Origin of the sequence: Allonocardiopsis opalescens, from assembly GCF_003002095.1 — a bacterium.
Lineage (GTDB): Bacteria > Actinomycetota > Actinomycetes > Streptosporangiales > Streptosporangiaceae > Allonocardiopsis > Allonocardiopsis opalescens.
Genome location: NZ_PVZC01000001.1, coordinates 1516436 through 1528942 on the forward strand (window position 1 = coordinate 1516436; position 12507 = coordinate 1528942).

General features: G+C 74.3%; 8 protein-coding genes. 3 read left to right on the forward strand and 5 right to left on the reverse strand.

Going from position 1 to position 12507, the window contains the following annotated elements:
* Positions 1-24 precede the first annotated feature (24 nt).
* The gene (gene dapF / locus CLV72_RS06250; RefSeq protein ID WP_106240627.1) at positions 25-846 is read left to right on the forward strand and encodes a diaminopimelate epimerase; all 822 of its coding nucleotides are present in this window, start codon (positions 25-27) and stop codon (positions 844-846) included.
* A gap of 199 nt (positions 847-1045) precedes the next feature.
* A complete protein-coding gene (locus CLV72_RS06255; RefSeq protein ID WP_245929883.1) occupies positions 1046-2779 on the forward strand; it encodes an ABC transporter family substrate-binding protein in 1734 nt (577 codons plus the stop codon).
* A gap of 15 nt (positions 2780-2794) precedes the next feature.
* Here the strand turns inward: CLV72_RS06255 and CLV72_RS06260 are convergent, their stop codons facing one another.
* From CLV72_RS06260 to aceB, 5 genes are all read right to left on the reverse strand, one after another.
* Positions 2795-3619, reverse strand: coding sequence for an IclR family transcriptional regulator (locus CLV72_RS06260; protein WP_245929884.1), 825 nt, complete (start codon positions 3617-3619; stop codon positions 2795-2797).
* Between the two features lie 496 nt (positions 3620-4115).
* Positions 4116-5447: a (Fe-S)-binding protein gene (locus CLV72_RS06270; protein WP_106240638.1), complete on the reverse strand. Its 1332-nt coding sequence runs from the start codon at positions 5445-5447 to the stop codon at positions 4116-4118.
* Complete coding sequence (locus CLV72_RS06275) at positions 5444-6703, reverse strand: FAD-binding oxidoreductase (protein ID WP_106240643.1); 1260 nt, start codon at positions 6701-6703, stop codon at positions 5444-5446. The genes CLV72_RS06270 and CLV72_RS06275 overlap by 4 nt, the downstream gene beginning before the upstream one ends.
* Before the next feature lie 274 nt (positions 6704-6977).
* Positions 6978-8435 (reverse strand): FAD-linked oxidase C-terminal domain-containing protein, encoded by a 1458-nt coding sequence (locus tag CLV72_RS06280; RefSeq protein ID WP_106240646.1) that lies wholly within the window; start codon positions 8433-8435, stop codon positions 6978-6980.
* A 116-nt stretch (positions 8436-8551) separates the two neighbouring features.
* Positions 8552-10156, reverse strand: a complete 1605-nt coding sequence (gene aceB / locus CLV72_RS06285) for a malate synthase A (protein WP_106240649.1) — start codon at positions 10154-10156, stop codon at positions 8552-8554.
* 317 nt (positions 10157-10473) lie between these two features.
* Here aceB and hflX point away from each other — a divergent pair, with 317 nt between their 5' ends.
* Positions 10474-11940 (forward strand): GTPase HflX, encoded by a 1467-nt coding sequence (hflX, locus tag CLV72_RS06290; protein ID WP_106240652.1) that lies wholly within the window; start codon positions 10474-10476, stop codon positions 11938-11940.
* Positions 11941-12507: the final 567 nt, after the last annotated feature.

The window sequence follows — 12507 nt, forward strand, 5'->3', positions numbered from 1 at the left end:
CGAATCAGCCCTTACCCTGGTCACATGCGTTTCGCAAAAGGACACGGCACCCAAAACGACTTCGTGATCCTGCCCGACCCCGACGGCCGCCTCGATCTGGCCCCCGGCCTCGTCGCCGCCCTGTGCGACCGCCACGCCGGCATCGGGGCCGACGGCGTGCTGCGCGTGGTGCGCACCAAGGCCCTCGGCGGCGCCCTGCCCGACGGCGCGGAGGAGGCGGAGTGGTTCATGGACTACCGCAACGCCGACGGCAGCGTCGCGGAGATGTGCGGCAACGGGGTGCGGGTCTTCGCCCGCTACCTCGCCCAGGCGGGCCTGGTGGCCGCCCCGGTCTTCCCGGTGGCCACCCGGGCGGGGGTGCGCACGGTCGAGATGGGGGCCGACGGCGCCATCACGGTGGACATGGGGGCGGCCCGCGTGCTCGGCGAGGGCACCGCCGAGATCGCGGGCCGGCCGTACCGCGGCCTGCGGGTCTCGGTGGGCAACCCCCACCTCGCCTGCGAGGTCGACGGCCCGATCGAGGCGCTGGACCTCGGCCGCGCCCCGGCGGTCGACCCGGCGGTGTTCCCCGACGGCGTCAACGTGGAGCTGTACCGGCGGGACGGCGCCGACCGGCTGCGGATGCGGGTGCACGAGCGGGGCTCCGGCGAGACGCGCTCCTGCGGCACCGGGATCGTCGCCGTCGCGCGCGCGGCGGCGCACGCCTCCGGCCGGGAGGACGGCACCTGGCAGGTCACGGTGCCCGGCGGCGAGCTCACCGTGCGGCTCGACGGCGGGCGCGCGCTGCTGACCGGACCCGCCGTGGTGGTCGCGCACGGCGAGCTCGACACGGCCGCGCTCGGCTGAAAAATGTCCAGAACTCCTCTAATCTGACTGAGCTGCGCATTACGGGCAAATGCCGCTATTTTGGGCCTGCCTGTTGAGCAGGTGATCAGTCTCGCGTTCCCCGTGCCGCACCCTGGCGGCGCGTCTCGCGGAACGCGCCGGCGGCCGGCGGCGGCCGGGTACGGAAAGTTGCGGGCGCGATGATCCAGGCATGTGCACCGTGGACATAGGAAGAGCGGGGCTGACCCGCCTGCGCTGGCTGGCCTGCGCGGCCGTCCTGGCGCTGACCGCTTCCTGCGCCGCGTCCACCGGTGAACCCGAGCCCGGACAGGCCGCGGACCTGCCCGCCTCCGACACCAATCCGGTCCCCAGGGACGAGCTCGCGCCCGGCGGCGAACTCCTGTGGGCGCTGTCCATGCTGCCCTCGCAGTGGAACCCGCACCACATCGACGGCAACACCCAGCAGGTCGAGACGGTGATGGGCGCGCTGATGCCCAGCGCGTACCGCACCGACGAGCTCGGGAACGCCGAACCCGACCCCGACTACGTGCTCGCCGCCGATCTCGACCTGGACCAGGGCCAGACCCTCACCCTGACCCTCAACCCGCAGGCGCGCTGGTCCGACGGCAGCCCCATCACCTGGCGCGACTACGCGGGCCAGGCCGAGGCGCTGTCGGGGGAAGACGGCGACTACCGCATCGCCGGCAGCACCGGCTACGACCGGATCGCGTCCGTCGAGCGCGGCGTCGACGACTTCCAGGCCGTCGTCACCTTCCGCGAGCCCTACGCCGAGTACGCCCAGCTGTTCAGCCCGCTGCTGCCGCTCGCCTACACCGAGGACCCCGACGCCTTCAACACCGGCTACGCCGAGGACATCCCCGTCACCGCCGGCCCCTTCGAGCCCGCCGGCACCGACCCGGGCGTGCAGTCCCTCACGGTGCGGCGCGACCCTGACTGGTGGGGCGAGCCCGCGCTGCTGAACAGCATCGTGTTCCGCGCCGTCCCCACCGACGCGCAGGTCGCAGGGCTGGCCAACGGCGAGCTCGACGTGGTGCAGCTGCCGGCCGGCCCCAGCGCCTACCGGCAGGCGCTCGCCCTGGACGAGGTGACCGTCCGGCGCGCCATCGCCCCCGACATCCGGCACGTCACGCTCAACGGCGGCGGCCCGATCCTGTCCGACCAGCGGGTCAGACACGCGGTCTTCGCCGCGATCGACCGCACCGTGCTGGCGGAGTCGGCGCTGGAAGGGCTGGACTGGCCGGTCGCCGTACAGCAGAACCGGTTCCTGCTGCCCAGCCAGCCCGGATACCAGGACACCAGCAACGGACTCGGCGACTACGACACCGCCAGGGCGGAGCGGCTGCTGGAGGAGGCCGGCTGGGAGCTGCCGCCCGGCGCCGACCAGCGCTCCGACGGGGCGTCGGCGACCCGGGTGCGCGACGGCGAGGAGCTGGTGCTGCGGATGCCGCTGCCCCAGGGCTTCGGCACCGCCCGCGCCGAGGGCGAGTTGATCCGCTACATGCTCGCCCAGGTCGGCATCGAGGTGGACCTGGAGGAGGTGCCCGGCGAAACCCTGTTCAGCGACTACGTGATCCCGGGCAACTTCGACCTGGTCGCCTTCTCCAACGTGGGCTCGGCCTTCCCCATCTCGGAGTCGCGCGCCCAGTGGATGGACGCGGTCCCCGGCGACGACGGCGAACCGCAGTGGCGCAACAACGTCGGCCGCATCGGCTCCGCCGAGATCGACGCGGCCCTGGCGGCGGCCGTGGCCGAGACCGACCAGGAGCGGGCGCGCGAACAGCTCAACACCGCCGACCGGCTGCTGTGGGAGGCCGGGCACACCCTGCCGCTGTACCAGCGGCCGGAGTTCGTCGCCGTGCCGTCGGCCCTGGCCAACCTCGGCGCCGAGGGGCTGCTCTCGATCGACTACGCCGACATCGGCTTCATGCGCTGAGGCGGGGGCGCCGCCTCAGCCCCGGCCCAGCACCTCGGCGCTGAACTCCTCGGCGACGGTGTGCATCCGGGCGACCAGGGTGCGCAGGTCGTGGCCTGCCATCCGGCTGGCCGGGCCGGACACCGACAGCGCGGCGATCACCTCGCCGCGGTGCCGCACCGGCACGGCCACGCACCGCACCTCCAGCTCCTGCTCGCCCCGGTCGACCGCGTACCCGGCGGTGCGGACGCGCGCCAGTTCGGCCAGCATCGCGGCCGGCTCGGTGATGGTGCTCGCGGTGTGGCGGGGCAGCCCGGTGCGGCGCAGCAGGGCCGCGCACTCGGCGTCGGTCCGCTCCGCCAGCAGCACCTTGCCGACGGCGGTGCAGTGCGGCAGCACCCGCCGGCCGACCTCGGTGAACATCCGCAGCCACCGCGGCGAAGACGCCTGCGCCACGTAGACCACCGCGTCACCCTCCATGACCGCGAGGTTCGCGGTCTCACCGGACAGCTCCACCAGCCGGGCCAGGTAGGGCCCGGCCCAGCTGCCGAAGAGCTGCTCGGTGGCGTTGCCCAGGCGCAGCAGGGCCGCGCCGAGCGCGTACTTGCGGTCGGCGTCCTGCCGCACGTAGCCGCGGTCGATGAGGGTGCGCAGCAGCCGGTGCGTGGTGCCGTAGGGCAGCCCGGTGCGGGCGGAGATCTCCGAGAGCCCCAGCTGCCCGCCGGCCGCCGCCAGCGCCTCGAGCACATCGAGCGTCCGCTCCACCGACTGCACCCCGTCGCCGCGCCGCCCCGCGCCCCCCTCCGCCGCGGCCACGGCGTTCCTCGCGCCGCCGTCGGCACGCCCGTCGGAGTCGTTCACGCGCCTGCTCCCGTCCACTCGGCGACGACCTGGGACCCGGGCCCGGGGGGCGCCGCGGGGCGCGGGCGGGGGGCGGGGGCGTCGGCGGCCTGGGGCTGGGGACCGAGGGGGGCGGCAGCCCGCGGCCGGGGCTCGGGGATGCCGGCAGTCTGCGGCCGGGGACCGAGGGTGTCGGCAGGCTGCGGCCGGGAGGCGAGGGTGACAACAGGCCGCGGCCGGGGGCCGAAGGCGTCGATGGCCCGCAGTCGGCGTCCGAGCGCGTCCAAGGCGGCCAGCGACCGGAGCCGGGAGTCGTCCACAGCCCCGGGCCGGAGCCTGAAGTTGTCCACAGGTACCCGCGGTCCCTCACCGCGGCGCACGGTGTCGCGGGAGAATGGATATCGGGGTCGCCCCCCTGGGCGGGCGGGGGAAGAGGAGGGGGCGGGGCGTGCCGGCGGGCTCTGGTGGGTGGACGGGCGGTGGGTGGACGGGGGTCTTCGCGGTGCGGGTGCGGCCGTCATGGCGACTCCGTTCCAGTGGCGGAGGGCAGGGGGCGCTCGGCGATCAGGGAGCGTACGCTCCGGCCGCGCAGCGAGGCGTCCAGCACCTCTACCACATGCGCCACCGCCATCGTGGTGCCCTGGCGGCGCAGCGCCGAGGCGATCTGCAGGGTGCAGCCCGGGTTCGCCGCCACCAGTAGCTGCGCGCCGGTCGCGGCCACGTTCCTCGCCTTGCGCTCGCCCAGATCGGCGGCGGCCCGCGGCTGCAGCACGTTGTACACCCCGGCCGAGCCGCAGCAGACGGCGGGCTCCTCGATCTCGGCCAGCCGCAGCCCCGGTACTCCGGCCAGCAGCGCGCGGGGCTGGGCGCGTACCCCTTGGCCGTGGGAGAGGTGGCAGGCGTCGTGGTAGGCGACGGTGGCCGCCAGTTCGTGGCGCGGCGCCACCGGGCCCAGCTCCACCAGGAACTCCGACAGGTCGCGCACCCGGCCGGCGAGCCGCCGGGCGCGCTCCGCCCAGGTGGGGTCGTCGTGCAGCAGTTCGGCGTACTCCTTCATCGCCGAGCCGCAGCCGGCGGAGTTCACCACGATCGCGTCGACGCCCGCCCGTTCGAAGCGGGCGATCAGCCGCCGGGCGAAGCGCCGGGCCTCCTCACGGCGTCCGGAGTGCGCCGACAGGGCGCCGCAGCAGCCCTGGCCGCGCGGGATGATCACGTCGGCGCCCTCCAGCGCGAGCACGCGCGCCGTCGCCGCGTTCACCTGCGGGAAGAAGGCGCTCTGCACGCAGCCGGTGAGCATGCCGACCACCGCCCGGCGCGGCCCCCGGGCCGGCACCCGCTCCGGCAGCCGCGGCGCCGAACGCAGCGGCGGCGCGATCCGCTCCAGCGCGGCCAGCGGCGGAGCGAAGCGGTCCAGCCAGCCGAGCCGCCGCACCACGGCGGGCAGACCGCTCGCCTGGTAGGCGCGCAGCGGGCCGCGCAGCAGCCGCAGCCGCTCCGGGTACGGGAACAGGCTGAAGACGAACCGCCTGAGCAGCCGATCCCCGGCTCCGCGCGGCGCGGCCTCCTCCACGTCGGCCCTGGCCGCCTCGATCAGCGGACCGTAGCGCACCCCTGACGGGCAGGCCGTGACGCACGCCAGGCAGCCCAGGCAGGCGTCGACGTGCTCCGTCGCCGCCTCCGGCATCCCGCCGGCCTCCAGCCCCTGCCGGATCAGGTGGATGCGGCCGCGCGGGGAGTCCATCTCCTCTCCCCACAGCAGGTAGGTCGGGCAGCTCGGCAGGCAGAAGCCGCAGTGCACGCAGTCGTCGGCCAGGCCGAGCAGCCGCTCGGGCGAGGAGAACTCGGTCATGACGCACGCCACCCTAGGAATCGGGACGGGTTCAGCCGGTGATCGGGGTCGAACTGGGACTTGATCGCGCGCATCAGCGCCGCTCCGGGCACCGGCCCCCACAGGTCGAGCCGGTCGGCGGCCCCGGCGGGCGCCCGCAGCACGACCGCGGTGCCGCCCAGCGCGGCCACGTCGGCGCGCACCCGCTCGACCCACCCGGCCGGGTCCTCGGCGGACGGCAGCGGTTCCGGGGGAGTGGCGAACAGCGACGCCGTGCCCGCCGAGCCGCGCACGGCGGACGCGCCCGCGCGGTCGAGTGCGGCCAGCACGCCCGCGACGGCGCCGGTGGGGCAGCCGATCCGCAGCAGGAGGCCGCCCGGCCGGCCCGGCAACCGGTTCCACCACGGCGGCGCCTCCTCGCGCACGGACGCGCCGGCCCCGAGCAGGGCCGCCACCTGGCCGGCGCGCGGACCCGCCCCCGCCGCGGCGCCCTCGACCAGGACGGCGACGGCCGTGGGCCCGCCGCCCCCGGCGCGGTCCAGCTCCACGGCGGTCGGCACCACCGAGGAGGCGCGGACGGCCGCCACCCAGCGCTGGGCCGTTTCGGGCGTGTCGGCCTCCGCGAGCACGAAGCGCTGCGCGGCCGGACGCGGGTGCAGCCGGAAGGTGGCGTCGGCGATCAGGCCGAGGGTGCCGTAGCTGCCGGTGTAGAGCTTGCCGAGGTCGTATCCGGCCACGTTCTTGACCACCTTCCCGCCGGAGCGGGCGACGGTGCCGTCGGCGCGGACGACCGTGATCCCGATGAGGAGGTCGCGCGCGGTGCCGTACAGCAGCCGGCGCGGCCCGGAGAGAGCGGTGGCCAGCACGCCGCCTACCGTGCCGCCCGGCAGCGGCACGTCGAGGGCGAGGCGCTGCCCGGCCGCGCCGAGGAGGTCCTGGAGTTCGTCCAGGGGCAGGCCCGCCTCGACCCGCACCACCAGGTCTCCCGCGGCGTGCTCGACCACCCGGGCCATCCGGCGGGTGTCCACCACGAGCTCGCAGCGGCTCGGCGGGTAGCCCCAGTCCAGTTTGGTGCCCCTGCCGCGCGGCGCCACGGAGAGGCCGTGGTCGTGCGCGACCCGCATCACGGCGGCCGCCTGCGCGAGGTCGGCGGGCTCGGCCACGAACCGGGGCGGCACCCCGGCGACCGCGTCGCCGGGCCCGGCCGCCCTGGCCGCCGCGCCGGTGCCGTCCAGCGCGGCCAGCACGGCGCGGTCGCCTGCGTCCACCGCGGTCATCCTGTCACCCACCCGATGCCGCCTCCCTCGCCAGCCGTCCCGTTACCACATCGTGCTGCCGTCCGCACACCGTCCGTCCACAGGCCGCCCGGAACGGTCGTGCTCGTCCACAGCCTCCGCTTCGCCCTGGCCGCCGCCGGCGTGGCGGCGGAAGAATGGGTGTAGGGGCTGCCCCCCTGGGCGGGAGGGGGATGGGGGAGGGCGTGGCGGCGACGGCCGCGGCCGGTGGTGGTGCTGCCGCGGGGGGTGTCGCGCGGGTGTGCGCTCGCCGCCATCAGAACTGCTCCGCCTGGCCTGACGCCACCAACGGGTGGACGCCGCGCCGCACCCCGGGCACCTCGCCGCACAGCCGGGGGGTGGGGAAGACCTTGCCGGGGTTGGACAGCGACCTGGGGTCGATGGCGCAGCGCAGCAGCTGCATGGTGTCGAGGTCGTCGGCGGAGAACATCGCCGGCATGTGCTTGGCCTTGTCGGCGCCGACGCCGTGCTCGCCGGTGATGGAACCGCCGTGCTCGATGCACAGGTCCAGGATCGCGCCCGACACCTCGGCCGCCCGCTCGCCCGCTCCGGGCTCGGCGTCGTCGAAGAGCACCAGCGGGTGCAGGTTGCCGTCGCCCGCGTGGAACACGTTCGCCACCCGGATGCCCGAGCGCGCCGACAGCTCCGCGATCCGCCGCAGCACCTCGGGCAGCGCCGTTCGCGGCACCACGCCGTCCTGCACGATGTAGGCGGGGCTGATCCGACCCACGGCGGCGAAGGCCGACTTGCGGCCCTTCCAGATCCGCGCCCGCTCCTCGGCGTCGGCCGCGATGCGCACCTCGAAGGCGCCCGCCTCCCGGCACAGCCGCTCCACCTCGGCGAACTCGTGTTCCACGTCGGCGGCCGGGCCGTCGAGCTCGATGATCAGCACCGCGCCCGCTCCCTCGGGGTAGCCGCAGGCCACGGCCGCCTCCGCCGCCTCGATGGCCAGCGCGTCCATCATCTCGATCGCGGCGGGCAGCACCCCCGCGCCGATGACCGAGGACACGGCGACGCCCCCCTCGTCGGTGCTGCGGAAGGCGGCGAGCAGCGTGCGCACCGTCTCGGGCGTCCGCAGCAGCCGCACGGTGATCTTCGTGGCGATGCCGAGCGTGCCCTCCGAGCCGACGAACGCGCCGACCAGGTCGTAGCCGGGGGCGTCGGGGCCGCCGCCCAGCTGCACGATCTCGCCGTCGGGAGTGACCACCTCCAGGCCCAGGATGTGGTTGACGGTGAAGCCGTACTTCAGGCAGTGCGCGCCGCCGGAGTTCTCGGCGACGTTCCCGCCCACCGAGCACACCTGCTGGCTGGACGGGTCGGGCGCGTAGTACAGGCCGTACGGCGCCGCCGCCGTGGTGACCGCCAGGTTGAACACGCCCGGCTCCACCACGGCCAGCTGCTCGACCGGGTCGACCCGCAGCACCCGGCGCATCCGCGAGGTCACGATCAGCACGCCCTCGGGCAGCGGCAGCGCGCCCGCCGACAGGCCCGTGCCCGAGCCGCGCGCCACGAAGGGCACGCCGTGCTCACCGCACAGCCGCACCACGGCGGCGACCTGCTCGGTTGTGGTCGGCAGCACCACCAGGCCGGGCACGGCCGCGTGGTAGGTGAGGCCGTCGCTCTCGTAGGTGCGGCGCCGGGTCTCGTCGGTCACCACCCCGTCGTCGCCGCAGATCGCGCGCAGCCGCGGCACGAGCGGCGCGAGGTCGGTCATCGGGGCTCCTCCCCTTCCTCGGGCGTCGCCCGGCGCGGGCCGGTCCGGGGCCCGCCGCGCACCGGGCACGTCGGGCGGGCGGACGCCTCCATGGTGGCGCTTCGCGGCGGCCGCCGCTACGGCAGCCGCTCGTAGGCGGGCAGCGTCAGGAAGTCGGCGTAGTCGTCGGCCAGCGCGACCTGCCGGAACAGCGCCACGGCGCCGTCGAAGCGCTCGGCGTCGTAGCCCTCGCCCAGCGCCGCCCGGATCGAGGCCAGCTCCTCGCCGATGATCCTGTCCACCAGTTCGGGGGTCACCCGGGGGCCGTCGTCCAGTACGACGTCGTTGTGCAGCCACTGCCAGATCTGCGAGCGCGATATCTCGGCGGTGGCGGCGTCCTCCATCAGGCTGAAGATCGCCACGGCGCCGCTGCCGCCCAGCCAGGAGGCCAGGTACTGGAGCGCGACGCTCACGTTGTTGCGCAGTCCCGCCTCGGTGACGCCGCCCTCCGCGGTGTCCACGGCCAGCAGTTCGGCCGCGCTCACCCGCACGTCCTCGCGCAGCCTGCCGAGCTGGTTGGGGGCCTCGCCCAGTACGGCGTCGAAGACCTCGCGGCAGATCGGCACCAGGTCGGGGTGGGCCACCCAGGAGCCGTCGAAGCCGTCGCCGGACTCGCGGGTCTTGTCGTCGCGCACCTTGGCCAGCGCCTTCTCGTTCACCTCGGGGTCGCGCCTGCTCGGGATGAAGGCGGCCATGCCGCCGATCGCGTGCGCGCCCCGGCGGTGGCAGGTGCTCACCAGCAGCTCGGTGTAGGCGCGCATGAACGGCGCCGTCATGGTGACCGCGTTCCGCTCCGGCAGCAGGAAGGCGCGGCCCCGGGTGCGGAAGGTCTTGATGATGCTGAACAGGTAGTCCCAGCGGCCCGCGTTCAGCCCGGCGGAGTGGTCGCGCAGCTCGTAGAGGATCTCCTCCATCTCGAAGGCGGCCGGGAAGGTCTCGATCAGCACGGTGGCCCGGATGGTGCCGTGCGCCAGGTCCAGCCGCTCCTCGGCGGCGGTGAACACGTCGTTCCACAGCCGGGCCTCGAGGTGGCTCTCCAGCTTCGGCAGGTAGAAGTACGGCCCGCGACCCCGGTCCAGCTGCCGTCGCGCGCAGTGGAAGAGGTACAGGCCGAAGTCGACCAGCGCCCCGGCGACGCGCTCGCCGTCGACCAGGACGTGCTTCTCGTCAAGGTGCCAGCCGCGCGGCCGGACCACGATGGTGGCCAGCTCGGCGTCGGGGCGCAGCGCGTAGCTCTTGCCGTCGGGGCTGGTGAAGTCGATGGTGCGGTCGAGGGCGTCGCGCAGGTTCAGCTGGCCGTCGACCACGTTCTCCCAGTGGGGAGTGTTGGCGTCCTCGAAGTCGGCCAGCCAGACCTTGGCGCCGGAGTTCAGCGCGTTGATCGTCATCTTCCGGTCGGTGGGGCCGGTGATCTCCACCCGGCGGTCCTCCAGCCCGGGCGCGGGCGGCGCGACCCGCCAGGCGGGGTCCTCGCGCACGTGCTTGGTGGCGGCGGGGAACTCCAGGGTGCCGCCACGGGAGATCGCCTCCTGGCGCTCGGCGCGGGCGGCGAGCAGCTGGCCGCGGCGGCGGCCGAAGCGGCGGTGCAGCTCGGCGACGAACTCCAGGGCGGGGGCGGTCAGGATCTCGTCGAAGCGGTCCAGCAGGGGGCCGGTGATCTCAACACCCTGGGGTGCAGCCATGGTGAAACACCTTCCGCACAGTGGAAACTCAGTTCTGGGATGCGAAAGTGACGTTACCCACCGGTTTCGGAGGCGGTCAAAGCCCCTGGCCGAGAAGGACGGCGCGCGATCACGCGGCGGGGAAATCGGCCGATCTTCTCCGGCGGGACGCCGCCGCCGAACGCGTCCGCCCGCCGGGCCGCGCCCGACGCCGGACGGATGTGCGGCGCGCGGCCAAAACCTCTTGCACCGGCCGCGCAATCGTCCGACAGTGGATGCGGCACCACCGCCCGCCGCCGGGAACATCCCGGCGGGCGGAACGCGTTGCAAAGGACACGATGACTTTTCCGGTAACTTCCGCCGCCACGGCTCAGAACCCCTTCGACGACGAGCTGGTCGACCCGCTGACCGACCGCTCCCTGCCGGCCCAGGACTACGACGGAGAGCAGCTCGAACTCGCGGAGCGCCAGGCGCTGCGGCGGGTGGCGGGCCTGTCCACCGAACTCCAGGACGTCACCGAGGTCGAGTACCGGTCCCTGCGCCTGGAGCGCGTGGTGCTGATCGGCGTGTGGACCACCGGCAGCCTCACCGACGCGGAGAACTCCCTGTTCGAGCTGAAGGCGCTGGCCGAGACGGCCGGCTCCGAAGTGCTCGACGGGCTGATCCAGCGCCGCCCCAAGCCCGACCCCGCCACCTACGTCGGCAGCGGCAAGGCGGCCGAACTGGGCGAGATCGTGGCCGCGTCCGGGGCCGACACGGTGATCTGCGACGGCGAACTGACCCCCGGCCAGCTGCGCCAGCTCGAAGAGATCGTCAAGGTCAAGGTCGTCGACCGCACCGCCCTGATCCTGGACATCTTCGCCCAGCACGCCCGCAGCCGCGAGGGCCGCGCCCAGGTCGAGCTGGCCCAGCTCAACTACCTGGTGCCCCGGCTGCGCGGCTGGGGCGACGCCATGTCCCGGCAGGCCGGCGGCCGCGCCGGCGGCGTGGGCGGCGGCGTCGGCACCCGCGGTCCCGGTGAGACCAAGCTCGAGACCGACCGCCGGCGCATCCGCACCCGCATCGCGAAGCTGCGCCGGCAGCTGGCCGGTATGAAGAACACCCGCGAGGCGAACCGGTACCGCCGCCGCAGCCGCCAGGTGCCCTCGGTGGTCATCGCCGGGTACACCAACGCGGGCAAGTCCTCGCTGCTGAACCGGCTGACCGGTGCCGGGGTGCTGGTCGAGGACGCGCTGTTCGCGACCCTCGACCCCACCGTCCGCCGGGCGCGCACGCCCGACGGCCGCGTCTACACGCTCAGCGACACGGTCGGCTTCGTCCGCCACCTCCCGCACCAGCTGGTGGAGGCGTTCCGCTCCACCCTGGAGGAGGTCTCCGACGCCGACCTCGTGCTGCACGTGGTCGACGGCTCGCACCCCGACCCCGAGTCGCAGCTCAGCGCGGTGCGCGAGGTGCTGGGCGACATCGACGCGGGCGACGTCGCCGAGATCGTGGTCGTCAACAAGACCGACCAGGCCGACCCGCTGACCCTCGAGCGGCTGCGCCGCCGCGAGCCCGGGCTGATCGAGGTCTCCGCCAGGACCGGAGCGGGAATGGACGTCCTGGCCCGTGCGGTCGCCGGCGCGCTGCCGGTGCTGGACGAAGAGGTGTGCGTGCTGGTGCCGTACTCCCGGGGCGACCTCGTCTCCCGGGCGCACGAGCAGGGGCGCGTGCTCAGCACCGAGCACACCGGCGACGGCACCCGCCTGACCGCCCGCGTCCCCGGGTCGCTCGCCCGCGAACTGGAGCGCAGCGCCGTCGGCTGAGCGGGCCGCGTGACACCGGACACCCTGCGGGGCGGACCGCCGATCGGCGGTCCGCCCCGCGCCGTCCAGGCCGGATCACGATCTGTGATGATCAATTGCGAATGGCCGGAACTCGGCCCCTTGTTCCCGTATCGGCGCCCCGGCGCCTTCTGGGGAAACGGCCGCGCTCAGCGCGCGGCCCGGCCGGGTGACCTGCGGCGGATGCGTGCACAACGGCGGTGACAGGCCCGGATACCGTCCGTATTCACAGCGATCTCTCAGCTGTTGATCCGACACGAAATCGGCCGAACAACGGCGAGAATGACCAATATGGCCACTCGCGGGATCGGGTATTGTGTCATTGTCGTGGGGTGAACGGGCACATTGTTGAGGCTGTACATTCGGGCTTCGATGAAATACGGTGACCCCACCGTGATTCGCATGCGGTGGACCGGGCCGGGTTCGCGCGCAGCCGTCCCCCCTGCCCCCGGTTGGTCCTGGCGCGACAAGTGACGGTAGGTGACCCCTCATGACCTCCGGTTTTCTCGGTTGGCCTACTCCGACCGCCCGTTCGTGACGATCCACGGA